At 53.8% G+C, this 26,134-nt stretch carries 24 protein-coding genes; 19 read left to right on the top strand and 5 right to left on the bottom strand.

Annotation, left to right across the window (positions count from 1 at the left end; translation table 11 throughout):
* Nucleotides 1-118 precede the first annotated feature (118 nt).
* A complete protein-coding gene (metK, locus tag AB8516_RS08940) occupies nt 119-1,303 on the bottom strand; it encodes a methionine adenosyltransferase (protein WP_369159963.1) in 1,185 nt (394 codons plus the stop codon).
* 180 nt (nt 1,304-1,483) lie between these two features.
* On the opposite strand from metK, the gene AB8516_RS08935 reads away from it, so the two are divergent.
* The 6 genes from AB8516_RS08935 to fba all read left to right on the top strand — a co-directional run bounded on the left by AB8516_RS08935 (nt 1,484) and on the right by fba (nt 9,413).
* Nucleotides 1,484-2,050, top strand: coding sequence for a thioredoxin family protein (locus AB8516_RS08935; RefSeq protein WP_369163250.1), 567 nt, complete (start codon nt 1,484-1,486; stop codon nt 2,048-2,050).
* Nucleotides 2,051-2,335: 285 nt separating this feature from the next.
* Nucleotides 2,336-4,324, top strand: coding sequence for a transketolase (tkt, locus tag AB8516_RS08930; RefSeq protein WP_369159961.1), 1,989 nt, complete (start codon nt 2,336-2,338; stop codon nt 4,322-4,324).
* 87 nt (nt 4,325-4,411) lie between these two features.
* On the top strand, nt 4,412-5,410 hold the full coding sequence (gene gap, locus AB8516_RS08925; protein ID WP_069122069.1) for a type I glyceraldehyde-3-phosphate dehydrogenase: 999 nt from the start codon (nt 4,412-4,414) through the stop codon (nt 5,408-5,410).
* A 160-nt stretch (nt 5,411-5,570) separates the two neighbouring features.
* The gene (locus AB8516_RS08920) at nt 5,571-6,752 is read left to right on the top strand and encodes a phosphoglycerate kinase (protein WP_369159958.1); all 1,182 of its coding nucleotides are present in this window, start codon (nt 5,571-5,573) and stop codon (nt 6,750-6,752) included.
* Between the two features lie 76 nt (nt 6,753-6,828).
* A complete protein-coding gene (pyk, locus tag AB8516_RS08915) occupies nt 6,829-8,286 on the top strand; it encodes a pyruvate kinase (RefSeq protein ID WP_369159956.1) in 1,458 nt (485 codons plus the stop codon).
* 62 nt (nt 8,287-8,348) lie between these two features.
* A complete protein-coding gene (fba, locus tag AB8516_RS08910; protein ID WP_108292215.1) occupies nt 8,349-9,413 on the top strand; it encodes a class II fructose-bisphosphate aldolase in 1,065 nt (354 codons plus the stop codon).
* Nucleotides 9,414-9,496: 83 nt separating this feature from the next.
* Here fba and AB8516_RS08905 read toward each other — a convergent pair whose 3' ends face one another.
* Both AB8516_RS08905 and AB8516_RS08900 read right to left on the bottom strand, forming a co-directional pair.
* Entirely contained in the window at nt 9,497-9,760 is a 264-nt protein-coding gene (locus tag AB8516_RS08905; RefSeq protein ID WP_108292213.1) for a glutaredoxin domain-containing protein, read from the bottom strand.
* A 148-nt stretch (nt 9,761-9,908) separates the two neighbouring features.
* A complete protein-coding gene (locus AB8516_RS08900; protein ID WP_369159953.1) occupies nt 9,909-10,814 on the bottom strand; it encodes a phosphoribosylaminoimidazolesuccinocarboxamide synthase in 906 nt (301 codons plus the stop codon).
* A gap of 150 nt (nt 10,815-10,964) precedes the next feature.
* On the opposite strand from AB8516_RS08900, the gene AB8516_RS08895 reads away from it, so the two are divergent.
* The gene (locus AB8516_RS08895) at nt 10,965-11,420 is read left to right on the top strand and encodes a hypothetical protein (protein WP_369159951.1); all 456 of its coding nucleotides are present in this window, start codon (nt 10,965-10,967) and stop codon (nt 11,418-11,420) included.
* Between the two features lie 74 nt (nt 11,421-11,494).
* Nucleotides 11,495-11,914 carry a DUF2384 domain-containing protein gene (locus tag AB8516_RS08890; RefSeq protein ID WP_108340475.1) on the top strand — a complete coding sequence of 140 codons (420 nt, stop codon included), beginning with the start codon at nt 11,495-11,497 and terminating at the stop codon, nt 11,912-11,914.
* Nucleotides 11,915-11,959: 45 nt separating this feature from the next.
* Here the strand turns inward: AB8516_RS08890 and AB8516_RS08885 are convergent, their stop codons facing one another.
* Together AB8516_RS08885 and plsY are read right to left on the bottom strand one after the other, a co-directional pair.
* A complete protein-coding gene (locus tag AB8516_RS08885) occupies nt 11,960-12,919 on the bottom strand; it encodes an MBL fold metallo-hydrolase (protein ID WP_369159948.1) in 960 nt (319 codons plus the stop codon).
* A gap of 8 nt (nt 12,920-12,927) precedes the next feature.
* Nucleotides 12,928-13,536: a glycerol-3-phosphate 1-O-acyltransferase PlsY gene (gene plsY, locus AB8516_RS08880; protein ID WP_369159946.1), complete on the bottom strand. Its 609-nt coding sequence runs from the start codon at nt 13,534-13,536 to the stop codon at nt 12,928-12,930.
* 263 nt (nt 13,537-13,799) lie between these two features.
* Here plsY and folB point away from each other — a divergent pair, with 263 nt between their 5' ends.
* The 11 genes from folB (at nt 13,800) to der (ending at nt 26,129) form a co-directional block, all read left to right on the top strand.
* Nucleotides 13,800-14,156, top strand: coding sequence for a dihydroneopterin aldolase (gene folB / locus AB8516_RS08875; protein ID WP_108292205.1), 357 nt, complete (start codon nt 13,800-13,802; stop codon nt 14,154-14,156).
* Nucleotides 14,149-14,655, top strand: a complete 507-nt coding sequence (gene folK / locus AB8516_RS08870; protein ID WP_369159943.1) for a 2-amino-4-hydroxy-6-hydroxymethyldihydropteridine diphosphokinase — start codon at nt 14,149-14,151, stop codon at nt 14,653-14,655. Before folB ends, folK begins: the two co-directional genes overlap by 8 nt.
* 386 nt (nt 14,656-15,041) lie before the next feature.
* Nucleotides 15,042-16,280, top strand: a complete 1,239-nt coding sequence (locus AB8516_RS08865; RefSeq protein ID WP_369159941.1) for a DUF1015 domain-containing protein — start codon at nt 15,042-15,044, stop codon at nt 16,278-16,280.
* A gap of 5 nt (nt 16,281-16,285) precedes the next feature.
* A complete protein-coding gene (locus AB8516_RS08860) occupies nt 16,286-18,490 on the top strand; it encodes a bifunctional (p)ppGpp synthetase/guanosine-3',5'-bis(diphosphate) 3'-pyrophosphohydrolase (RefSeq protein WP_369159939.1) in 2,205 nt (734 codons plus the stop codon).
* 135 nt (nt 18,491-18,625) lie between these two features.
* Nucleotides 18,626-19,723, top strand: a complete 1,098-nt coding sequence (rlmN, locus tag AB8516_RS08855; RefSeq protein WP_369159937.1) for a 23S rRNA (adenine(2503)-C(2))-methyltransferase RlmN — start codon at nt 18,626-18,628, stop codon at nt 19,721-19,723.
* Nucleotides 19,720-20,505: a type IV pilus biogenesis/stability protein PilW gene (gene pilW, locus AB8516_RS08850; protein ID WP_369159935.1), complete on the top strand. Its 786-nt coding sequence runs from the start codon at nt 19,720-19,722 to the stop codon at nt 20,503-20,505. Before rlmN ends, pilW begins: the two co-directional genes overlap by 4 nt.
* Nucleotides 20,502-21,494, top strand: a complete 993-nt coding sequence (locus AB8516_RS08845) for a helix-turn-helix domain-containing protein (RefSeq protein ID WP_369159933.1) — start codon at nt 20,502-20,504, stop codon at nt 21,492-21,494. The genes pilW and AB8516_RS08845 overlap by 4 nt, the downstream gene beginning before the upstream one ends.
* Nucleotides 21,495-21,582: 88 nt before the next feature.
* Nucleotides 21,583-22,863: a histidine--tRNA ligase gene (hisS, locus tag AB8516_RS08840; protein WP_369159931.1), complete on the top strand. Its 1,281-nt coding sequence runs from the start codon at nt 21,583-21,585 to the stop codon at nt 22,861-22,863.
* Between the two features lie 84 nt (nt 22,864-22,947).
* A complete protein-coding gene (locus tag AB8516_RS08835) occupies nt 22,948-23,571 on the top strand; it encodes a YfgM family protein (RefSeq protein ID WP_369159929.1) in 624 nt (207 codons plus the stop codon).
* 7 nt (nt 23,572-23,578) lie between these two features.
* Nucleotides 23,579-24,736: an outer membrane protein assembly factor BamB gene (gene bamB / locus AB8516_RS08830; RefSeq protein WP_369159927.1), complete on the top strand. Its 1,158-nt coding sequence runs from the start codon at nt 23,579-23,581 to the stop codon at nt 24,734-24,736.
* Nucleotide 24,737: 1 nt separating this feature from the next.
* Nucleotides 24,738-26,129, top strand: a complete 1,392-nt coding sequence (gene der, locus AB8516_RS08825; protein WP_369159925.1) for a ribosome biogenesis GTPase Der — start codon at nt 24,738-24,740, stop codon at nt 26,127-26,129.
* Nucleotides 26,130-26,134 lie beyond the last annotated feature (5 nt).

Raw genomic sequence — 26,134 nt, 5'->3', positions numbered from 1 at the left:
ATGTTGAATTGTGAATTGCTGAGCGCGCTCCGCGTGGGTTATTTTATCGCCAAAAGACTCCGGAAATTTAATAAAGAAGCGAGTACAGCGAGCACATCAATTCAAAATTGTTTTAAACTTAAAGTCCGGCATCCTCCCGCAACTGTTCTGCCTTGTCCGTGAGCTCCCAGGTGAATCCCTCGTCTTCACGGCCGAAATGTCCGTAGGCGGCGGTCTTTCTGTACTGGATACGGTCACTGTTCAGGAGGTCCAGCATTTTCAGAATGCCGTAGGGACGCAAATCAAAGTTCCGGCGCACCAGTTCCGCAATCTTCTCATCGGCTATTTTACCGGTGCCGAAGGTCTCGATCATGATTGAGGTGGGTTCAGCCACGCCGATGGCATAGGAGACCTGGATTTCACAGCGGTCCGCCAGTCCGGCGGCAACAACGTTTTTCGCCACGTAGCGGCCGGCATAGGCGGCTGAACGATCAACCTTGGATGGGTCCTTACCCGAAAATGCGCCTCCACCATGACGTGCGGAGCCACCATAGGTATCTACAATGATTTTACGTCCGGTAAGACCGCAGTCACCCACCGGGCCACCGATGACAAAGCTGCCCGTCGGGTTGATATGGATCTTCTCCTGGGGGCATTGATCCAGCCACTCCTTGGGCAGGACCGGTTGGATGATATTCTCCATCACAGCTTCGCGCAGATGGGCGTTATCGATATCCGGATCGTGCTGGGTCGACAGTACCACGGCACCGATACCGCTGACCTTGCCGTCCTCATAACGCAGCGTGACCTGGCTTTTGGCATCCGGACGCAGCCACGGCAGGATTCCGGCCTTGCGTATTTCCGATTGCCTTTGAACCAACCGATGGGCGTAGGTGATCGGTGCCGGCATCAGCACGTCAGTCTCATTAGTGGCGTAGCCGAACATCATTCCCTGGTCGCCGGCTCCCTGTTCTTCAGGGCTGGTTCGATCGACACCCTGCGCAATATCACCGGACTGTTTGCCGATCAGGGACATTACCGCGCAGGTGGAACCGTCGAAACCAACGTCGGAGCTGGTGTAACCGATATTACACACAACCTCTCTGACCAGGTCGTCAAGATCAATCCATGCCTCGGTGCTGATCTCGCCGGCAACGATGACAGCGCCGGTCTTGATCAGCGTTTCACATGCCACACGTGCCCTGTCCGGGTTGGGATCGGTTTGTAATATAGCATCCAGCATGGCATCCGAGATTTGGTCGGCGACTTTATCTGGGTGACCTTCTGAAACTGACTCGGATGTAAAAATAAAATCTTTTGCCATCAAAATTCCTTAGACTTCAACAGGTGTATGTGAGGAGTTTTTCCAGTATCACACGATGCCGGATCTCGAGCTGTGAACAGATTGTGTCAGCTACAGGAGAAATCGGGATTTTACACATCAGCCTGCTTTTTGCATAATGCCCCACCCCACAATCAATTCATAGTATTAAAGGGATCAATGATGGTTTCCTTACAAACCCCAATATGCGACTTTGGCGCACCCGCCCCGGATTTTAATTTACCGGGTGTCGACGGCCGGGATTGGTCCCTGCAGCAGTGTGCTGGTGAGCGCGGTTTACTGGTGATGTTCATCTGTAATCACTGTCCGTATGTCAAGGCTGTGCAGCAGAGGATTGTTCGGGATACCAAAGAGTTAGCTCAACTTGGCATCAATACTGTGGCAATCATGTCGAACGATCCTGCCGAATATGCAGAGGACTCATTCGAAAATATGCAACGGGTTGCCAAGCAAATGGGTTATCCCTTTCCCTATCTGTTTGATGAGACCCAGGCCGTCGCCAAGGCCTATGGCGCCGTCTGTACCCCCGACTTCTTTGGCTACAATGCGGCGCTGGAGCTGCAGTATCGTGGCCGTCTGGATGAGAGTCGCAAAGAGACAGCTCCCTCAGATGTGCGGCGGGATCTCTATGAAGCCATGAAATTGGTGGCTGAGACGGGTCATGGACCGCAGGAGCAAATACCCAGCATGGGTTGCTCAATCAAGTGGAGAGAAGAGCCAACTACTTGAAACTGCATTGTTTATTAGGATATTAGGGTTTATTCATCAAGCCAGCTTATTGCCCCGTAAAGTCAGCTGCTTTGCCCAGATAGGGGGCTTGGGTCAGAATAGCTCACCTTTTGCCCTTCCGGACTTCGGTTATGCAATAGGGGTCAACATCCCGGTACACCGATAAATATCAATGCGTAGGGGTGTGAAAATGGGGTTTATTGATAACGAATTCAGTGGCTTGCCACACAATAACTTTTATCCGACAGATACAGATTACTAACTTTTTCTAATCAGGAGGGGTCAATGTCCTCACGAAGAGAACTCGCCAATGCCATACGTGCCCTGAGTATGGATGCCGTACAGAAAGCCAATTCGGGTCATCCTGGTGCGCCCATGGGTATGGCCGATATCGCAGAGGTGCTGTGGAACAACCACATGAAGCACAATCCGGCCAATCCGGAGTGGGCGGATCGCGACCGCTTTGTTCTCTCCAACGGTCATGGTTCAATGCTTATCTATTCACTGCTGCACCTGACCGGCTATGGATTGAGTATCGATGACCTGAAGAGTTTCCGCCAGCTGCACTCCAAGACCCCGGGTCACCCGGAGTACGGTTATGCACCGGGTGTTGAGACAACCACCGGACCGCTGGGACAAGGTATCACCAATGCGGTTGGTATGGCCCTGGCCGAAAAAACCCTTGCAGCACAATTCAACAAGCCAGGTCATGAGATCGTTGACCACAACACCTATGCATTTCTCGGTGACGGCTGCATGATGGAGGGTATTTCACATGAAGCCTGCTCACTGGCGGGTACCCTGGGTCTGGGCAAGCTGATCGCTTTCTGGGATGACAACGGTATCAGCATCGACGGTGAGACCGAAGGTTGGTTTACCGATGATACGCCTAGCCGTTTCGAATCCTATGGCTGGCATGTGATTCGCAATGTGGACGGCCATGATGCGGATGCCGTGGATCAGGCGATTGAGGCAGCCAAGTCGATGAGCGACAAGCCGTCACTGATCTGCTGCAAGACCACCATCGGATTCGGTTCGCCCAATCTGGCGGGTAGTCATGACTGTCATGGCGCCCCATTGGGTGATGATGAAATCGCCGCCACCCGGGAACAGCTGGGTTGGTCGCATGAGCCGTTCGTGGTTCCTGATGAGATCTATGCGGGCTGGGATGCGAAGGATGCAGGCGCCGGTGCCGAAAACGCATGGAATGATAAGTTTACGGCCTATGCCGGGGCCAATCCGGAACTCGCGGCGGAATTCAAGCGGCGCATGGGGGGTGATCTGCCCGCAAACTGGGATGAGGAGGTCGCCAAATTCATCGCTGAGGTCAACGCCAAGGCAGAATCGCCGGCAACCCGTAAGGCATCGCAAAACGCACTCAACGGTTATGGTCCCCTGTTGCCTGAATTTATGGGTGGGTCGGCCGACCTGACCCCCTCGAACCTGACCGCCTGGTCCGGATCGAGCTCGATCACCGATGGCAACGCCGACGGTAACTATCTCTCATACGGTGTGCGTGAGTTTGGCATGTCCGCAATCATGAACGGTGTCGCACTGCACGGTGGATTCATCCCCTATGGCGGCACTTTCCTGATGTTCTCCGAATATGCCCGTAATGCATTACGCATGGCTGCATTGATGAAATTACGCTCGATCTTTGTCTATACCCACGATTCCATCGGTCTGGGCGAGGACGGCCCCACTCATCAGCCGATCGAGCAGATTCCAACCCTGCGCATGATTCCGAACATGGATGTATGGCGTCCCTGCGACGGCGTCGAAACGGCCGTCGCCTGGAAGGCCGCCATTGAGAAGAAAGACGGACCTTCCTCATTGATCTTTTCCCGCCAGGGCCTGGCACACCAGGAACGTAGCGACGAGCAGATTGCGAATATCGCAAAGGGTGGCTATGTGATCAGTGATTGCGACGGTACCCCCGATGCGATCGTTATCGCAACCGGATCGGAAGTGGGCATCGCCATTCAGGCCGCTGCCGATTCCGGCAAGAATGTGCGTGTGGTCTCCATGCCGAATACCAAACTGTTTGATGAACAGGAAGCCGCCTACAAAGAGTCGGTATTGCCCTCGAATGTGACCGCGCGTGTGGCTGTGGAAGCTGCAGTCACCGATGGCTGGTATAAATACGTCGGCCTCAACGGCAAGGTGATAGGTATCAATCGATTTGGTGAATCGGCACCGGCTGGAGAACTGTTCAAAGCGTTTGGCTTCACCGCTGAAAAAGTGGCTGCTGCCATCAACGAGGTTTCTGCCTGATAACAAACGAACGGGTGCCGTGGGCACCCGTGAGTGAACGATTCAATTTAGATTACAACTCTACATAGCTATAAACGGAGAACTGAAATGACTATCAAAGTAGGCATCAATGGTTTTGGTCGTATCGGTCGTATGGCGTTCCGCGCTATCGCCAAAGATTTCCCTGGTATCGAAGTCGTTGGTATCAATGATCTTCTGGAACCTGACTACCTGGCCTACATGCTGAAATACGATTCAGTGCACGGTAATTTCCCAGGCGATGTTGCGGTGGACGGCAGCAACATGGTTGTCAACGGCAAGAATATCCGTCTCACGGCTGAGCGTGATCCGGCGAACCTGAAATGGGATGAGATCGGTGCCGACCTGGTCATTGAATGCACCGGCTTTTTCCTCACCGAGGAGACCTGCCAGAAGCACATCGATGCAGGCGCCAAGAAGGTGGTACAGAGTGCCCCTTCCAAAGACGCCACGCCGATGTTCGTCTACGGTGTCAACCACAATGACTATAACGGGCAGGCCATTGTCTCCGCCGCTTCCTGTACCACCAACTGCCTGGCGCCGGTGGCCAAGGTGTTGAACGACAAGTGGGGCATCAAGCGTGGCCTGATGACCACCGTGCATGCAGCCACCGCCACCCAGAAGACCGTTGACGGCCCCTCGATGAAGGACTGGCGCGGCGGTCGCGGTATCCTGGAGAACATCATTCCGTCTTCCACCGGTGCCGCCAAGGCGGTGGGCAAGGTGCTGCCCGAGCTGAACGGTAAGCTGACCGGCATGGCCTTCCGCGTGCCCACTTCCGACGTTTCCGTGGTCGACCTGACCGTGGAGCTGAACAGCGGCGCCAGCTATGACGATATCTGTGCCGCCATGAAGGCCGCTTCCGAGTCGGGTGATCTGGCCGGTGTTCTGGACTACACCGAGGAGAAGGTGGTCTCCACCGATTTCCGCGGTCGCGGTACCCCCTCCATCTTCGATGCGGGCGCCGGCATCATGCTGGACGATACCTTCGTCAAGGTAGTCTCTTGGTACGACAACGAGTACGGCTATACCTGCAACATGCTGCGCATGGTCGAGCACGTGGCCTAGTAAGACTGCTCAGCATGGGGCGGTTAAACACCGTCCCATGTTGCAGTACGGCGAATTTTGAAATATGAACTTACCTGCTTTCAATGCATCGACTGACGATGTCATGAGTTCATAATTCAAAATTCACACTGAAAAATTAGAATCGACCTAGGAGTTCCTAATGTCTTTCATCAAGTTGACCGACCTCGACCTCGCCGGCAAGCGTGTCTTGATTCGCGCCGATCTCAATGTTCCCGTCAAAGACGGTAAAGTCACGTCGGATGCCCGAATTACCGCCTCCATGCCTACAATCGAGCACTGCGTAAAGTCGGGTGCCAGGGTACAGGTGATGTCTCATCGCGGTCGCCCCACAGAGGGAGAGGTGGATGCCGAGAACTCCATGCAGCCGATCGCCGATAACATGAGCGCCAAGCTCGGTAAGACGGTCCGTCTGGTCAAGGATTATCTGCAGAGCGCGCCCGAGGTGGCGGAAGGCGAGGTGGTGTTGTTCGAGAACGTCCGCTTCAACAGCGGTGAGAAGAAAGACAACGAGGAGCTGGCAAAGAAGTATGCCGCCCTCTGCGACGTCTTCGTGATGGATGCCTTCGGCACCGCCCACCGCGCCCAGGCCTCCACCCATGGCGCCGGCAAGTTTGCACCGACAGCCTGTGCCGGCCTGTTGCTGGCCGATGAATTGGATAATCTCGCCAAGGCTCTGGCCAACCCTGCCCGGCCGATGGTGGCGATTGTGGGTGGTTCCAAGGTCTCCACCAAGCTAACCGTGCTCGAGGCTCTGTCAGAAAAGGTGGATCAACTGGTGGTGGGTGGCGGTATTGCCAATACCTTCCTCAAGGCGACCGGGCACAACGTGGGAAAATCCCTGTGCGAGGACGACCTGGTGCCGACAGCACAGGCATTGATCGAAAAGATGAAGTCGCGCGGTGCGATTATTCCGATTGCCACCGATGTGGTGGTAGGCAAAAACTTTGCGGAAGATGAGCCTGCCGTATTGAAGTCGGCGGGTGAGGTCGAAGACGATGAAATGATCTTCGACATCGGGCCGGATAGCGCCAATGAACTGGCTGATATCATCAAGCGGGCCGGCACCATCGTCTGGAATGGACCGGTTGGTGTTTTCGAATTCGATCAGTTTGGCGAGGGTACCAAAACCGTATCCATGGCGATTGCCGATTCCGACGGTTTCTCCCTAGCCGGTGGTGGCGACACCATTGCCGCCATTCAAAAGTACGATATATACGACAAGGTTTCTTATATCTCCACAGCGGGTGGCGCCTTTCTTGAATACCTGGAAGGTAAGACTCTGCCTGCAGTGGCAATGCTTGAAGCGCGTGCAGCTGTGTAACTGGAGCATCGATCGAAAACGGTTGAGCAGCAGTTCAGCCGGTTTATTCATGCGTTGAGCATGTAGCTGGATTTTTATGCCAAGACGAACAAAAATTGTTGCAACCCTGGGACCGGCGACGGATGATCCAAAGATCCTTGACGACATCATCCATGCAGGGGTGGATGTGGTTCGTCTCAATCTATCCCATGATCATCATGATGCCCAGCGCCAGCGGGCTGAGAGAATACGTAATCGGGCACGTGCCTGTGGACGGCAGATTGGTGTTTTGGCCGATCTGCAAGGACCGAAGATACGTATCGGCCGATTCAAGTCGGGTGCAATCAATCTGAGTGAAGACGACATCTTCATGCTCGATGCCGGCTGTGCACTGGATGCAGGTGATCAGCAGCGGGTCGGATTGACCTATCCGCAACTGGTGGGGGATGTCGCTCGTGGCGATACCCTGTTATTGGATGATGGCGCAATTGTGCTTTGGGTCTCCGAGGTGGAAGGTGACGAGATTCGTTGCAAGGTGATTGTCGGTGGCAGGCTTTCCAACAACAAGGGCATCAACAAGCAGGGTGGCGGGCTTTCTGCGCCGGCATTGACCGATAAGGACAGGAGCGATATCAGATTTGCGGCTGAAATCGATGTCGACTATCTTGCCGTCTCCTTTGTACGTAATGGAGAGGACGTGAAGGAGGCACGCCGTCTCTTGGATGAGGCGGGTGGGACCGGTGGTATCATCGCCAAGATCGAGCGTGCCGAAGCACTGGACAGCCTCGAGGAGATTATCAAGTCTTCCGATGCCATTATGGTTGCCCGTGGCGATCTGGGTGTTGAGATCGGCGATGCGGAGCTGCCAGCGGTGCAGAAGGAGCTGATCAAGACCGCGCGCGGGATGAATTGCGTGGTTATCACCGCCACCCAGATGATGCAGTCGATGATCGAGAATCCCATACCCACGCGGGCCGAAGTGTTCGATGTGGCGAATGCGGTCATGGATGGCACAGATGCGGTGATGCTCTCTGCCGAAACCTCGGTGGGCAAGTATCCGCACAAGGTCATCGAAGCGATGGACCGGGTCTGTTCAGAGGCGGAAAAACATCAAACCGCACGACGTTCGCATCATAGGATCGATAGTGTGTTTGGCCGTGTCGACGAATCGATTGCGATGGCGACCATGTATACTGCCAATCACTTGGGTGTGAAAGGGATCGCCGCACTAACGGAATCGGGCTCCACAGTGAAGTGGATGTCTCGTATCAGTTCCGATATCCCCATTTATGCTTTGACGCGTCATGTGCGTACAAGACGCAAGGTCACCCTCTACCGCGGTGTCTACCCGGTGAGTTTTGACGTTGCCAGTACAAATGTCGATAAGGTGAACGAAGAAGTGATCGATGAACTGCTGAGACGCGGTGAGGTTCGTGAAAGTGACTTGGTGATTATCACCAAGGGTGATCGCTCCGGTGTGGAGGGTCAAACCAATATTATGAAAGTGATGCGCGTCGGTGAGCATGTTCTCGCTGAAGACACGATTAAAAGGTGACGTCGTCTGGCGGGGTCATCGACAGTTGAAATTACTATAGACACATAACTAAGGAGGCTATCATGGCTCTGATATCCCTGCGCCAACTTCTCGACCATGCTGCGGAAAACGGCTACGGTTTGCCGGCGTTCAATGTCAACAATATGGAACAGGTGCATGCCATCATGCAGGCTGCAGACGCGGCCAAAAGTCCTGTTATCCTGCAGGGTTCCGCCGGAGCTCGCTCCTATGCGGGAGAACCTTTCCTGCGTCACCTGATCATTGCCGCAACTGAGATGTATCCGCACATCCCGGTCTGTATGCACCAGGATCACGGTACATCACCCTCAGTCTGCCTGCGTTCCATTCAATCGGGTTTCTCTTCAGTTATGATGGACGGATCATTGATGAGCGACGGCAAAACACCCTCGTCATACGAATACAATGTGGATGTGACCAAAACCGTGGTCGCAATGGCCCACGCCGGTGGTGTCTCCGTTGAGGGCGAACTGGGTTGTCTGGGATCCCTTGAAACCGGTCAGGCCGGTGAAGAGGATGGCGTGGGTGCCGAGGGCACGCTCGATCACAGCCAGCTGTTGACCGATCCCGATGAAGCGGCCGATTTCGTCAAGAAGACAGGTGTGGACGCCCTGGCGATTGCGATTGGGACATCCCACGGCGCCTACAAGTTCACCCGCCCCCCCACGGGCGATATCCTGGCCATCGATCGGGTGAAGGAGATCCATGCGCGTATTCCTGACACCCATCTGGTCATGCACGGTTCCTCTTCGGTGCCGCAGGACTGGCTGGCGATCATCAATGAGTATGGCGGCGATATGGGTGAGACCTATGGCGTGCCTGTGGAGGAGATCGCCGAAGGTATCAAGCATGGTGTACGCAAGGTCAATATTGACACCGATCTGCGCATGGCATCGACCGGCTCTATCCGTAAGCATCTGCACGACAACAGGTCCAACTTCGATCCGCGGAAGTTCCTCAAGGAAGCCACCAAGGCGATGTCGGAGATCTGTAAGGCGCGTTATGAAGCCTTTGGCTCGGCGGGTATGGCTGACAAGATCGTACCGATCTCGCTGGAAGATATGCAAAATCGTTATGAGAGCGGCGAACTCGACCCTAAGGTCAACTGATCCGATTGAGCAGTGAGTCGAGAAATAAAAAGGGGGCGATAGCCCCCTTTGTCATTCTGCTGTGACGTAGCTACGTCTCGCCCCTATAACAAGCCTTCTCTTTGCAGTACTTTCTTGAGTTGATTGGGATTGAAGCCGACAAACTTATTATTACCGATAACGATCAGAGGTACGGTTTGCCCACCGATCTCAAAAAACTGTTTCTGCATTTTTCCAGGTTTGCCCACATTGAAGTCTAAAAAAGGAACCTTATTCCTCTTTAGCCAACGTTTCAGATGCTGGCAATGGGGACATCTCAGCGTGGTATAGATGACCACCCTGGCGGATTTAATATTGATTGCTGTCATACCAGACAAAACTTTATACCACAATAGCTGAATCGGGTTGATTTAGTTTCAATCACAATCATGCAACAAACAGTTAGCTTGGTTATCAAGAGAATCGGCAAGACAACAGAAAAATTGAAGCCCGGCACGAACAAAATTCGTTATTGAGCTACTCTTCTCGCCATTCGCCAGTCAGGCGTTTTTCCGCCTCTTTGTATTTTTCCGCTGTTTTATCAATTACCTCTTGGGGTAGCTCAGGTCCGGGTGGTGTCTTATCCCAGTCGAGTGTCTCCAGATAGTCTCTTACGAACTGCTTATCGAAGCTGGGAGGGCTGCATCCCGGGCGATACGAGCTTGCCGGCCAGAATCGGGATGAATCCGGCGTCAACACTTCATCGATAAGATGGACCCTGCCCTGAGCATCCAAACCGAATTCAAATTTCGTGTCTGCGATGATAATACCCCTTTCAAGGGCATAGTCAGCCGCCTGTTTGTAGATATCCAGACTCAGATCTCTAACCTGACAGGCAACATCCTTTCCTAACAGTGCCTCAGCCTGCTCGAATGAAATATTCATATCATGATCCCCAACCTCCGCCTTCGTTGAAGGCGTGAAGATTGGTTCCGGGAGCATGGCGGCCTGTTGCAACCCTTCAGGCAGGGATATGCCACAGACACTTCCGTTCTGTTGGTAGTCCTTCCAGCCGGATCCTATCAGGTAGCCCCTGACGATTGCTTCAACAGGCAGTGGTTTCAGCTTGCGCACCAGCATCCATCGATCCCCTAGAATCTCACGCTGTCGTGGGTCTGTTACAATCTTCTCCAGCGGGATATCCTTGAGATGGTTGGGTACGATATGACGGGTGCGATTGAACCAAAAGTTGGCTACTCTGGTCAGTACTTCCCCCTTGCCGGGTATGGGTTGGGGCAATACGACATCAAACGCTGAGAGTCGATCTGTAGTGACAATCAGCAGGTGATCCTCATCCACTTCATAGATATCGCGAACCTTGCCGCGATTGAGTAACTTCAGGTTTAGATCGGACTCGAACAGCGTATTGCTAACATTATTCATATCACAAGCCGGGGGTGTAAAATTCCATTATACCCAATGCTGTTATAAGCCCTAATAAAAAAATGACAATATCGTAACAATAGCTAAATAACCCAAAAGAGACATCTCAAGGTACTTCAATCAAAGCTCACAAATGACATAATCCATCACATGAACAAAGTATCTTCCGTGGATGAACAGAACGCTTATCTGCAAGCCTTCAGGGGGAGTTTCACTTCAACCCTCAGATGGCATCAATTGGATGTCTTGTGGCAGGTATTGAAAGAGGATGCCGCTGGTGGGTGGTATATCTACGCCATAGGCGAGCCGCCACCGACTTCCACCGCTGACGCCAATATGGTTCTCAAGTTCATCGATAGCATCGATGTTCTGTTGCGCAGCGAACATGAAGAAGACTATTGCGGCATCGTTTATGCGGACGATCTCGATCAACCCGGTTTCATCAAAATCTATGATCCGAATAATCTGGGCGTCTCCTGTGGATATAGCGACAATCCGCCGCTACCCGGTTGGGTATTGAGCAAGCTGCGACCCGTCGATCTGCCTGGCACGATGGTGCCGAAGAATCGCAAACGATGGTGGCAGGCACTGTGGAGTAAACCCTGAATATTTTCGGGGTTTATGCAGGCAAATCGTGCTATTCTCCTTAACCAAGTAATTTCGTGGGGAATTGGTGGGCTATGGCAACTACTCAAGATATCAGTACAAGCAGGTCCTTGAATGACCGACTGGCCATTACTCGGGGTGTGATGAATATGTTCGAGAACTGGGGCCTGCACTCAGAAGAGATGATGGCACTGTTGGATTTAGAGGGAAAGGCGCGCCATTTTACACAGTATCGCTACAATAAACCGCTACCGGATACCCCTGATGTCATGAGGCGGGTGGAATATCTTGTGCGAATCGATGATGCGCTGCGCACGACCTATCCCTCCAATCCGAGCATGGGCAAACGTTGGCTGCGCCAGCGAAGCCACAAATTCAACAAGCACTCTCCACTGTCGATGATGATCGGCGATGGAGAGCAGGGCATGATCTATGTGCTCTCCAGGCTGGACTGTACATTCGCCTGGGACCAGAGCGGTTCAAAACCTTGCTAGGACCTGTTAGCGCTAATCGGACTAGTGTAAACAGGCCCTAGTATTCTAAGCCTGCTCCAGGCGAGTCAGCCATACATCAAGACCCTGGGCGTCCAACTTCAGATCCATTGACATCCGTTGTTCGATGATTTCGGGAGATTGGCGGCAGCCATGGGTCTTGAGTTTATCCATCATCCAATCCTTCAAGCTGTTGCGAATATCCACAACCCGCTCCTCCCCGGGGTTCGCACGGGATGCCCTGGCAATGGCCGCGAACTCTTCGATATATCGGCTCAGCTTTTCAGCCATCTCCTTTGGTCTCCCGATTTCACCGTAATGGGTCAGGTAGATACGTTCAGGTGACAGTGTAATCAATCTCTCCAGCGTGCTTTGCCATGCCTCTGGATCGAATTGCACAGGGGTTGTTGTCGGCATGATGAAATGGCCATGCTCGGTGTCGAATTCCCGGTAGGACAGGCCGAAGGTGTCGCCGGTGAACATTGCCTGGCCCATGGCGTCGTAGACACAGAAATGGTGTCGGGCATGCCCGGGAGTATCCAATATCAACAACTCCCTGTTACCGAAGCTCAGACGCGTGTTATCCGGTGCTTCGATGACACGCTCTTTGGGGATGGATGTCAACTTACCGAACTGCCGCTCGAATTGTTCCTCGCCATAGACCGCAGTTGCACCGGCGATCAATTTGGAAGGATCGATCATGTGTTTGGCGCCGTAGGGGTGGATTACGAGGGATGCGTTGGGCAACCTGCGCATCAGTTCCCCGGCGCCGCCGGCATGATCAAGGTGTACATGAGTCGGTATGACATATTTTACCTGTGATGGCTGTATCCCTTTCGCCGCCAGGACATCCATGAGATAGGGGACAGTATGACTGGTTCCGGTATCTATAAATACCGCTTCACCCTCGGATTCCACGAGATAACAGGCAGCCAGTTCGGGCCGTTGATAATGGGTGTCTATACAGGTTATATGATTCGCATACTCTATGATGTCGAGTTCCGGCATCGCTCCACCTATTTGTCTTCACTGTTATCTTGATTGGCAATGGTCCCTTCCGCACCCTGCAACAGGTTCTGAATATTGGATCGGTGTCGCCAAAACAGAATCGACGACATTACGATCTGCATCACCACCAGTTCAGTCTCTGGCCAGATCACCCAGACTATCAACGGTGCCAGCGCCATTGAGACAAGCGCTGAGAGTGAAGAGATATTGACCACTTTTGCAATGAATAACCAGATCAAAGCAACCGCCAATCCGATCCCCCAATGGAGACCGAATTGCACACCCAGGGCGGTTGCAACCCCTTTACCGCCCTTGAATCTGAAAAATAAGGGATAGAGATGACCGAGAAAGGCTGCCAACCCGGTTAAGGCGAGTACCAGTGCAGAGGCGCCTAGCAGATGAGCCGCAACCATTGGCAGCAATCCCTTCAATGAATCACCGAGCAGGGTTATGGCTGCCGCCTTTTTGCCACCGATACGCAGTACATTGGTGGCACCCGGATTATTCGATCCCTGACTTCTCGGATCGGGCAATCCCATGATGCGGCAGACAATGATGGCGCTCGAAATGGAACCCAGCAGATAGGCGCCAAGTATGAGTAGAGAGTCAGTGATCATGTGTACGCATGAATAATTACACCATTCTGTCAAACGATATGCCCAGCGAGATTTCACCAGTTGCTGCTCATTGCCTTCGGGCTCTGGCAGATGCATGCATCAGGCTTGTTTTGACGGGCTCATGTTGTTACAGAACCGGTTATATTACAAGGTTTAGCCGCGTTACATGGCTCATACCCTGAACCCTGGCCCTGCGTGAGGGGTTTGCTCATTGCCTATTCTCCTCTACCATGTGCCATTTACTTACAATATGGCCAATATTTATGGATATAGTCTTCATCCGGGATCTGCGTGTCGATACCGTGATCGGAATCTATGATTGGGAGCGTAAGATCAGGCAGACGGTGATTTTTGATCTCGAAATGGGTGCCGATATCGCCAAAGCGGCGGCCACTGATGACATAGAAGATACGCTCGATTACAAAGCGGTGAGTAAACGGCTTGTCTCATATGTCCGGGAGAGCGAATTTCAGCTGGTCGAGACCTTGGCGGAGCGGTGTGCCGGAATTGTTCTGCAAGAATTCAGAGTGCCTTGGGTTCGCCTGACCCTGAACAAAGTGGGCGCTGTCAGTGCCGCACGGGATGTAGGCGTGATAATCGAACGAGGTCAGCGTGACTGATCGCGGGAGTGTACATGCCTGGTTGAGTTTGGGCAGCAATATGGCGCCTGAGAACCATATTCCCAGAGCCCTGCGCGATCTTGAGGTACTATTCGGTGAACTGCAGGTCTCCCCTATTTATGAAAGTGAGGCCGTCGGGCTTGAAGGCGATAATTTTCATAACCTGGTTGTGGGGATCTACACTGATCTTTCACCGAGAGCGCTGGTCGTGGAGTTGCGGAAGCTGGAAGCACGTCACGGCAGAAGACGAACACCGGACAGGTTTGCTTCACGAACCCTGGATATCGATCTGCTGACGTATGGCGATCAGATTGTCGATGATGGGCCGATTCAGTTGCCTCGGGATGAAATCGTGAAATATGCATTCGTCCTGCTGCCCCTGTCTGATGTGGCGGGTGATGAACTCCACCCACATTCAGGGCGAACTTATAGCCAGTTGTGGGAGGCGTTTGACCAGCCGGATCAATACTTGTGGCGCGTCGAGGATCGGGTGCGGTGATGTCAGATCTCTATATGAGCCATGGGGTAAGTCATTGAGTATGACGTCGAGTAATCCTTATGTTGCTGTATTATAAGCAAAAAAAACCCTGGCACCCTATCCTTGGGCGCCAGGATCTCGTGTCGCAGTGATTGGTTGGCAATTGGTTCGATCCTTGCACATCCATGTACGAGCCTGCTATCCGTTGCTTCCTTGATGCGACAGTTATAATTCTAAGTGATTAACCTTAAAAAAAATGTAGGATTGATCTCAAATCAGCGTAGGCCATTTCTTACACGGAGGGGCTTTTCAGCTTGATTGTTCGGCTGTTCTTTTGAAACAATCCGTCCCTCGTTCATAATCGGATCGATTGATAACCGACCGCATATTCCTGAGGAAGTATCCCCATGCCGCTGATCAGAGCATTTCCCGGACTGCGTCCTGCCGAAGGGCGGGCTGCCGATGTCGCCGCGCCACCCTATGATGTCATGAACGAGGCTGAGGCCAGAGAGATGGCCCACGGCCGTCCGTGGAGCTTCCTGCATATTTCGAGGCCCGAAATAGATCTCCCGCAAGGTACCGACCCCTATGCCCCCGAGGTCTATGCCAAGGCCGCTGAGAATCTGAAGGAGATGGAAAGGGAGGGGATCCTCATTCGGGACAAGCAGCCCTGTTTCTACGTCTACCGCCTGACGATGGGGGAGCATCAACAGACAGGGTTGGTGGCCGCCGCTTCGGTTGAGGCCTATGATCATGACCGGATCAAAAAGCATGAATTCACCCGCCCGGCGAAAGAGGATGACCGGGTGCGTCAGATCGATGCCCTGAATGCCCAGACGGGTCCCGTTTTTCTGGTCTATCCGAGCGCCGCAGCCGTGGAAGCCCTACTCAATGAGATATCGCAGACCCCCCCGGAGATGGACGTCACTGCCGCAGATGGAGTAAGGCACGAGATCTGGCCGTTGGATGATGAAGAGAAAGTGGCTACGCTGACCCATGAATTTGATCGGATGGAGGCGCTCTATGTTGCCGATGGCCACCATCGATCAGCCGCCGGTTCAAGGGTGGCGGCTTCGAGGAAAGGGACGAATAGCAGCCATACCGGGGATGAGGCCTACAACTACTTTCTGAGTGTCATCTTTCCGCACAATCAGATGCAGATTCTCGACTACAACAGGGTTGTGAAGGATCTGAACGGGCTGGATAAAGAGACTTTTCTCACTCGCATTGAAGCGGTTTTTCAATTGCAAACCAGTGATCAGGCCGTAAAACCCGAGCGGAGTGGTGAATTCGGCATGTATCTGGATGGGCAGTGGTATCGCCTGCGTCTCGATGCGGCGAAGATCCCCAGTGATCCTGTTGCGCGTCTGGATGTCAGTCTTCTGGCAGACAATCTGATTGAGCCGATTCTTGGTATCTCCGATCCGCGCCGTGACAATCGAATCGATTTTGTTGGCGGGATCCGAGGTCTTTCCGGCTTGGAGCAACGGGTGGATTCCGGTGAGATGGTGGTAGCCTTCTCGCTTTTTCCCACGAGCATGGAGCAGCTGATGGCGGTCGCGGATGCCGGTGAAGTCATGCCACCCAAGTCGACCTGGTTTGAACCGAAATTGGCGGATGGACTGGTCAGTCACGTGCTTGATTGATTGCGATGGTCACTACCCGCAGCAGACTGCCGGAGGGGGATGGCGCCGATGCGGCGGTTGTTGCCCGCTGGTTGGAGATGCTGCCTGCGGAGTTCGACGCAAATGACCGGCAGATGCTGTGCAGGGCGGGGGATCTGGCCCTCAAGGCCAATCCTGACAAGCGTATTCTGAGTGGGGAGACCCAATTAAGGCATGCCCTATCCATTGCAGAGATCCTGATCGATTTACGTATGGATCGCGAAACGGTTGCGGCGGCGCTTCTGCTGGATGTATTGAAGGATTCAACAATTACCCTTGAGATACTGCAGCGTGAATTGGGTCAAAGCACTGCTCATATGGTGGATGACCTGACGCGCATCGATCTGCTGACCGATCTGTCCATTGATGTCTCTGCTGAGGATGAAGCACAGCATGCGGAGAACCTGCGCCGTCTGTTGCTGGGTATAGCGGAAGATATCCGAGTGGTACTGGTGGTCGTGGCGGAGCAGCTCCACCTGATGCGATCCGCACGCAGGCTATCTCCGGAACTGAGGCGTCGCCTGGCCCATGAGACAAAGGAGATCTATGCGCCATTGGCAAATCGATTGGGTATCTGGCAGGTCAAGTGGGAGCTTGAAGATCTGGCACTGCGCTTTCTCCATCCTGAGGAATACAAACGTATAGCCAGTCAACTGGATGGTCGGCGCGCCGATCGGGAACAGTTCATTAAAGAGGTGATCGAACTGTTGCGTGAAAATTTTCTGGCTGTTGGCGTGAATGCGGAAATAAGCGGACGACCCAAGCATATCTACAGCATATGGCGCAAGATGCAGCGTAAAGCGGTGGATATCGAACAGATCTTCGATTTGCGGGCGGTGCGGGTATTGGTGGATGACATCGCTCAATGTTATGCGGCATTGGGTGTCGTACATGGATTGTGGAAACACATCCCCGGTGAATTCGATGACTATATTGCGACACCTAAGGCCAACCTTTATCGTTCCATTCACACCGCTGTGATCGGCCCCGAGGATAAGACGCTGGAGGTGCAAATCCGTACTCGTGAGATGCATTTTCACTCGGAGCTGGGTGTGGCGGCACATTGGCGGTATAAGGAAAATGCCAAACAGGATAGCGATTTCGAACGAAGAATCGTCTGGATGAGGCAATGGCTTGAGAGTAAGGACGAGGGAGCGGATGGCGCTGCACCAGGCGATGGGGCGGAGAGTGAACTTGAGGCGACGCGGATCTACGTGTTGACGCCACTGGGGAAAGTGGTAGAGCTGCCCAAAGGTTCGACGCCACTCGATTTTGCCTATGCCATCCATACCGATGTAGGGCATCAGTGCCGGGGGGCGAGGGTGGATGGCCACATCGTGCAGCTCAATCGCTCCTTACGCAGTGGTGAAACTGTTGAGATTCTGACTGCCAAGAATGGAACCCCGAGTCGCGACTGGATAAACCCGCACCTGGGTTATCTGCATTCATCGAAGGCGCGTAATCGGGTCAAGCAGTGGTTCAAACAACTCGACTATGACCACCACGTGGAGCTGGGCCGCGCAGCCCTGGAGCGTGAAATGACACGCCTGTCCATCAGTGAGAAGCCTGATCTTGAGGCGGCAGCGACAAAGCACAACCTGATGCATACGGAGGATGTCTACGCGGCGATAGGTCGTGGTGATCTGTCACCCATCCAGGTCGCCGGCCTCGGCAGCCGGGCGAAGAGCGAGTCGCGTGAAAAAGAGATACCGGAAATCCACCGTAACCAGGCGGTGATCAAGGGGGAGGTGGTGGTCGCCGGGGTCGGTGACCTGATGACCACAATCGGCCGTTGTTGTAAACCGGTTCCGTATGATCCGATAATCGGTTATGTCACCCGCGGGCGAGGGGTTACAATACATCGTTCCGACTGCCCGAATATCCGTGCCATAAAAAAAAGAGAGAGTGACCGTCTGGTTACAGTGCACTGGAGTACGGAACAGCGGGAGACAAGCTATGCGGTGGATTTTCTGGTGATTGCCAGCGACAGAAAAGGCCTGTTGCGGGATATTTCGGCTATTCTGACCAACGAGGATATCGATGTCATCGGTGTCAACACCAGCAGTGACCGTAAGACCGATTCAGCCCGGATGCGTTTTACGGTTGAGGTGCGTGATATGGAACAATTGAGTCGTTTACTGTCGAAAATCGAGCAGTTGCAGGATGTGAACCTGGTCAAAAGACAGGTTTAGGTGGCACCTGAACCCACGGATTCATATGGCAGGTTTAGATTGCCAGTCCGCCATGTCACCGCTAAACTAACGCTTTGTTATTTTATGCTTTTTCTCCTTCCCAAGTGTCAATAGATCAATATTGCGTAACCTGTTTTGGCTAACCAGAGAGAAATCACCAATCTTCTAGACCTTGATCTGCAGGGTATGGAGGCCTATTTCCTCGAATTGGGTTGCAAGGCATTTCATGGCAGAAATGTCTTCAAATGGATACATAAACACGGCGTCACCGAATTCGATGCCATGACCGATATCTCCAAACACCTGCGTCAACAGCTGCAACAACAGGCATCTATTGAGCTGCCGAAGCTGGTTTATGAGCAGCCCGCTACTGATGGCACCCGTAAATGGATTCTTGAGTTGCAGGATAGTCAGCGTATCGAAACTGTATTGATACCGGATGATGGAAGGAACACCCTTTGTGTCTCTTCTCAGGTGGGGTGTGCCCTCGATTGCAGCTTCTGCTCAACCGCCCGACAGGGTTTCAATCGTAATCTGAGCGTCGCTGAGATCATAGGGCAGGTATGGGTTGCCAGTCGCAGATTGGGTGCGGCGCCGAGCAATATCGTGTTGATGGGAATGGGCGAGCCCCTGGCCAATCTCGACGCAGTCATCAGCGCCATGAAAATCATGCAGGATGATCTTGCCTATATGGTATCCAAGTATAGGGTTACCATAAGTACATCGGGAATTGTACCGGCACTGAAAAGATTGCGGGAATCGTGCGATGTCAGTCTTGCAGTCTCCCTGCATGCCCCTGACAATGCGTTACGGGATAAATTGGTGCCGATTAATCGTAAATATCCATTGGAAGAGTTGATTCCCGCGTGCCGCGAATATGTCAAAGGGGATAAGCGCAGAAAAGTGACATGGGAATATGTCATGCTGGAGGGCATAAACGACTCACTGCAACATGCCAAGGCATTGATCCGCCTGCTTGAAGGGACACCTTCGAAGGTCAACCTGATTCCCTTCAATCCGTTTCCGGGTACACACTATCGCACATCACCGGCAGAGCGGGTGGAGGCTTTCCGGATGCGCCTTAAGCGCTCAGGCATTATCGCCACCACGCGTAAGACCCGCGGTGATGACATCGATGCCGCGTGTGGACAGCTGGTCGGCAAGGTCAGGGATCGGAGCAGCAGGGAGTTGCGAATGGAGAAAACGGGCAATATCAAATTGGGTGTTTCATGAAGTCGACAGGCTGTTATCTACGTTATTTACTACCGGCAGTGCTGCTTTTGGGCGGCTGTGCAACCCAACCGCAAACCACGGATGCCACGGGTAACCTGGGCCAGGAGAAACGCAATAGTCCGGCCAAGATCTATGTAGAGATGGGTATGGCCTATATGCGGGATGGCCAGTCAGCGGTGGCACTGCAGAAACTCAATAAGGCATTGGAGGTGGATGAGAAGTCCCCTGAAGCCCACAACGTGATCGGCATACTCTATCAGCAATTGGGTGAGATAGATCGGGCCGGCAAACATTATGACCGGGCAGTGGAACTGGATGCACGCGATCCATATATACGAAATGCGAGAGGAAGTTATTTCTGTCGTCTTGGTCGATATTCAGATGCCTTGGAGGACTTTGAGCAGGCCCTCGCCAATCCACTCTATCCCACGCCATGGGTGGCGCTGACAAATGCCGGATTATGCGTTGAGCGTGCTGGTGACGAGGCTAAAGCTGAAAACTTCTACCGGCGGGCGCTGACAGCCAGACCCACCTACCCCATAGCACTCTTCAAGATGGCGGAAATCTCATTGCAGCAGGAAAACGATCTTTCCGCGCGTGCCTATCTGGAGCGCTACCATAGCGAGATTAAACCCACGGCTGCCTCTCTTTGGTTGGGTGTACAGGTAGAGAAACGGCTTAGAGACATGGCCAAAAGCACCGAATATAGAAGAAGGCTGCTCAAGGATTTTCCGGATGCGCCTGAGGTCCAGTTGCTCTACCAAGCTGAAAAAAGCCGATGAATGTCACAACTAAAGACGACACCGAGATGACCCAGGAGGTCGTCATTGGACCTGGCACCCAACTGCGTAAGGCGAGAGAGCGGCAAGGCCTGGATCAGGCAAAGATGGCAGCACAATTGCACTTGAGTCAGGCAATGATAGCCGCCCTTGAGTCAGATGATTACGATAATCTGCCCGGCCCCGTTTTTGTCCAGGGGTACCTGCGTAAATACGCCAGACTGCTTGGCGTCAATGAGGGAGCGGTTATCGAAGCCTATCAGAGTCTGTTACCAGCTTCGAATGATCTGCCTATGCGTAGGGCACAGACGCAGAGTTTTGGTCGTGAGCTGCACAGTGGTCATGGGGTTATGCGTTATGTGACCTGGGGTATTCTGTTGATACTGGCCGCATTGGTCTTCTTCTGGTGGCAGACCCGTGTGGAATTGGAGGAGCCTGCCGCTCTTCCAGCACAAGAGCAGGTTGAATCAGGTATCCAGGATCCGCTCCTCGATCAGGAAATTCAGCAACCGGTACCTGCTGTTGAGGAGGAAGAGTCACAACCCCCATCGCCATCGGAACAACTGGTGGAAGAGTCGGAACAGGTGTTGATTGAGATCGAGGAAGTTCTCTCGACCTCCGATCAACCGCCATTGCCGGCGGGCGGCACCCTGCAGCAATCTGTTGAAACAGAGGAGCCCGGTCCGGTGATTGCGCCGGTGCAGGAGGAGAAACCAGCCGAAGAGGTGGCTCCTTTACTGTCAAAAAAGGTGGTGTTTCTGTTCAGCGAATCCTGTTGGGCCGAGGTGCGTGATCGGGATGGCAAGCTGCGCATCTTTGGTGAACTGGGTTCTGGTAAACGTCGAACACTGGATAGCCAGCTTGGTCCATTTTCCGTTTTACTGGGTAATGCACCCGGTGTGGAGTTGACCATCGATGGCGAACCTTTCGATCTCAAGCCTTTTACCCGGGGTAAGGTGGCGCGATTCAATCTGGATCCGAACCGGCTGTAACCGATTCTAGATCAAATCCACAGATCCGTGTTACCCTTCACTGTTTTATTCGAACCAGTCCTATTTCACACCCTGTAATCTGAATTCTATGGCAAAGCAGATCCAAGCCATACGCGGGATGAAGGATATCCTGCCGCAACAGTCGCCGCTCTGGCAGTTTCTCGAGGATCGGGTGCGTTCGGTACTCAGCCGTTACGGCTATGCCGAAATCCGTATGCCCATCGTCGAGATGACCGAACTGTTCAAACGCTCCATTGGCGAGGTTACCGATATTGTCGAGAAGGAGATGTATACTTTCGCCGATCGTAACGGTGACAGCCTGACGCTGCGACCGGAAGGTACCGCGGGTTGTGTACGGGCCGGTCTGGAAAACGGTCTGATTTTCAATCAGACACAGCGGCTCTGGTATCAGGGGCCGATGTTTCGACATGAGCGACCACAAAAGGGGCGCTACCGTCAGTTCCATCAGATAGGTGTTGAGGCCTTCGGCCTGGCGGGTCCGGATATCGACCTCGAACTGATTTTGATCACTGCCCGGATATGGCGTGAATTGGGGCTGCAGGATCTGGAATTACAGCTCAACACCTTGGGTACATCTGAGGAGCGGGCCAACTATCGTGATCAGCTGATCATCTATTTGCGCGAACGTTTCGATGAGCTCGATGATGACAGCCAGCGCCGCTTGGAGAGTAATCCGCTGCGTATTCTCGACAGCAAGAATCCTCAGATGGCGTCTGTGATAGAGGATGCGCCCAGCCTTATGGAGTATCTCGGGGATCAATCTATGGCGCACTTCGATCGCCTTCGACAGGGCCTTGACGATGCCGGGGTGGGTTATCGGCTAAATCCCCGCCTGGTGCGCGGATTGGACTACTACAGTCGGACGGTATTTGAGTGGGTGACGCAGAGTCTGGGCGCCCAAGGCACAGTGTGTGCCGGTGGACGTTTTGACGGTTTGGTCGGGCAGCTGGGTGGAAGAGCGACGCCGGCGGTCGGTTTTGCCATGGGGCTTGAGCGATTGATAGCCATGTTGGAGACGCTCGATTTGAAAGAACAACTGCCTGTTCCCGATGTCTACCTGGTGATGATGGGGGACAGGGCGTCCCGAGAAGGCGTATTGCTGGCCGAACGGTTGCGCAGCGCACTGCCGACACTGCGTCTCATCAGTCACTGCGGGGGCGGTACATTCAAGAATCAATTGAAGAAAGCGGATCGGAGCCAGGCCCGCTATGCACTCGTTCTCGGTGAGGACGAGGTTGCACGCCGGGAGATTGGCCTTAAACCGCTGCGAAGTGAAGGCAAGCAGGAGCAGATAGCACTGTCTCAATTGGAGACCAGGCTTGCAGAGTTGATTAATAGAGGACAATGATGAACAAACGGCAGCGCTAGTATAGGACACTACACTCGTTGCTTGAGTAACAGGATAAACGATGAGTCATTTAAGGTATGCACTATGAGTGAGTATCAGACCGAAGAAGAACAGGTCGAGGCGATTAAACGCTGGTGGAAAGAGAACGGTACCTCAGTGATTGCCGGTTTGGTGATTGGACTGGGTGGCGTCTTCGGCTGGCAGGCCTGGGGTAACTACAAGGATAGAATCGGCGCCGAAGCGGCACTGGCCTTCAATCAGATGGTGGCGGCGGTGGACCGGGGGGATAAACCGTCGGCGGTCAAGCAGGCGGAATTGATGCGCGGCAACTATGACAACAGCTATTCAATATTCGCCGCGATGGCCGAGGCGAGGGTCAAGCTCGATGAGGGGGATGCGGCTACTGCTATCTCCCGCCTGGAGTGGGCCAGTGAGAATGCGGACAACCCGTCACTGAAACAACTGGTGCAACTCAGTCTGGCCAGGGTTCTGCTAAATGAGGGAGAGCTTGATGCTGCCGAAAAACAGGTTGCGTCGGAACAGGGTGGATTCGCCGGTGAGTTCGCTGTGATCCGGGGGGATATCGCCTTTGCCAGGGGCGACAAGGCTGCCGCGGCAGAAGCATACACCCAGGCCATGACCCTGGAGGTCAGCAACCGGAATCTGCTGCAGATGAAACTCGACGATCTCGCTGCCACAACCCCTTGAGGCTGAGATGAGATACACCATTTTCTGGCCCTTGCCGTTGCTGCTCGCAGGCTGTAGCGCTCTCAGCGGTAAAGATAATGCGGATCCACCGTCCGAACTGGTGGAGTTTCAGCCGGAGCTGCGTATCGAAACCCTATGGGATGAAGGGTTTGATGACGCAGATGAAACCCTGCTCAAGCTCAAACCTGTCTACAGCAACGGCATGCTCTATATCGCGGAGCCCTCTGGAGAGGTGTCGTCCCTCGATCCAGAGACAGGGGAGCGGCACTGGTCGGTGGATACCGATAGCCCGCTCAGCGGAGGTCCTGGTGTCGCGGATGGATTGATCGCACTCGGTACACTGGAAGCGGAATTGATCCTGCTGGACGGTGAAGATGGCGGAGAGAGATGGCGGCAGCGTGTGAGCAGTGATGTCCTCTCGTCGCCTGCCGTTAATGACGGTAATGTGGTCTGCCGCACCACTGATGGTGGTGTCACCGCCTACACAACAGATAGTGGTGAAAAACGCTGGGTATATGATCGCACTGTCCCGGTATTGACGCTACGCGGAGACAGCTCTCCGTTGGTCAGCGAATCACAAGTGCTGGCCGGGTTTGCCGGCGGTAAGTTTGTCGGGCTCTCTCTCGATTCAGGTCTGGTGAATTGGGAGGCGACAATTTCGACGCCAAAGGGACGTACGGAGTTGGAGCGGGTCGTCGATATCGATGCAGATCCCGTGCTGGTGGAGGGTACCCTCTACGTCTCGGCCTATCAGGGGGATGTGGCTGCTGTTTCCGAGTCCAGCGGTGTCGTGCTGTGGCGGCGTGACATCTCCTCCCATGCCGGGCTTGATGCCAGTTGGCGTCAGGTATTCATTACCGATGCGGAAGACCATATCTGGTCACTGGATGCCACCAATGGGGCCACCCTGTGGCAGCAGAAAAAGCTGCATGCGCGCAAGCTCTCCGCTCCCGCAATGGTGGGCGACACCCTTGTGGTGGGTGATTTCGACGGCTATGTTCACTGGCTTTCCCAGGAGGATGGACGGCAGCTGGCCCGTATCAGAGTCGGAGGCGATGCCATCCGCCTTAAACCTCTGGTGATCGACGAAATTGTCTATGTATTGGATGAGGGAGGAACCCTGAGCGCCCTCAGAGCTCACCCGATCGAGGCCGAGAACCGCTGATATGTTGCCGGTCATCGCCCTGGTCGGACGACCCAACGTGGGTAAATCGACCCTCTTCAATCGATTGACCCGCAGCCGGGATGCCCTGGTTGCCGATCAGCCCGGACTGACCCGGGATCGTAAATACGGTACCGGCAAGTTGGGCCAGCATCCCTTCGTGGTGGTGGACACAGGCGGCATCAGCGGCGATCAGATAGGTATTGATCAATTGATGGAGCAGCAGGTCAGGCAGGCGATTGGCGAAGCCGATCATATTCTGTTTCTGCTCGATGCCAAAGAGGGATGTACCGCCGGTGATGAGGCGATCGCCCAACAACTGCGCCGTACCGGTAAGCCAGTCACCCTTGCGGTCAACAAGAGCGAGGGGATGGGGGGTGATATTGCTGCCAGCGATTTCTACCGCTTGGGTTTCAACCAACTCCACACCATCGCGGCAGAGCATGGCCGGGGTGTACGCAGCCTCATCGATGAGGTGCTCGACTCCCTGCCTCTTGCGGAGGATGCGGGGCCACCGGATCGGGGGGGTATCCTGATCGCAGTGGTCGGCCGTCCCAATGTGGGTAAATCGACACTGGTCAACCGCATGCTGGGTGAAGAACGTGTCGTCGCCTTCGATCAGCCCGGCACTACAAGGGATAGCATCTATATTCCCTTCAGCCGCAATGACCGACACTACACCCTGATCGATACCGCCGGCGTAAGGCGCCGCTCTCGTATCAAGGAAGCGATAGAGAAGTTCAGTATCATCAAGACGCTGCAGTCGATTGAAGAGGCCAATGTCGTACTGATGGTGGTTGACGCCCGCCAGGGCATAGGTGAGCAGGATGCCAATCTGGCGGGACATGTGCTCGAGAGTGGCAGGGCACTGATCCTGGTGATCAACAAATGGGATGGATTGAGCGATGAACAGCGGGAGAGTGTCAGGAGTGAGATCGATCGTAAACTGCCGTTTCTCAATTTTGCCCGGCACCATTACATATCCGCGTTGCATGGATCCGGTGTGGGTGACCTGTTCGATCTGGTAGAAAGGGTCTATGCCAACGCCATGAGCGATCTGCCGACACCTGAACTGACACGTCTGCTTGAAATGCTGGTCCAGGAACATCAGCCGCCGCAGGTGCATGGGCGGCGTATCAAACTTCGCTATGCCCACCAGGGGGGAAAAAATCCACCCTTGATCGTCATTCACGGTAACCAGACAGAACAGGTTCCCGACAGCTACAAACGATATCTCGTGAGTCGCTTTCGTAAAGCACTGAGGTTGGACGGCACACCGATCCGAATCGAGTTCCGTTCCGGTGACAATCCCTACCGGGGCAAGCGAAACAAGCTCACCAAACGTCAGATACAGAAGCGTCAGCGACTCAAGCAATTCGTGACGCGCAAACGGTGAGACGT

The organism is Candidatus Thiodiazotropha sp. LNASS1 (assembly GCF_964212655.1).
Taxonomy (GTDB): Bacteria; Pseudomonadota; Gammaproteobacteria; order Chromatiales; family Chromatiaceae; genus Thiodiazotropha.
Note: the sequence above shows the minus strand (reverse complement) of the source record. Positions and strands in the feature narration are given on the sequence as shown.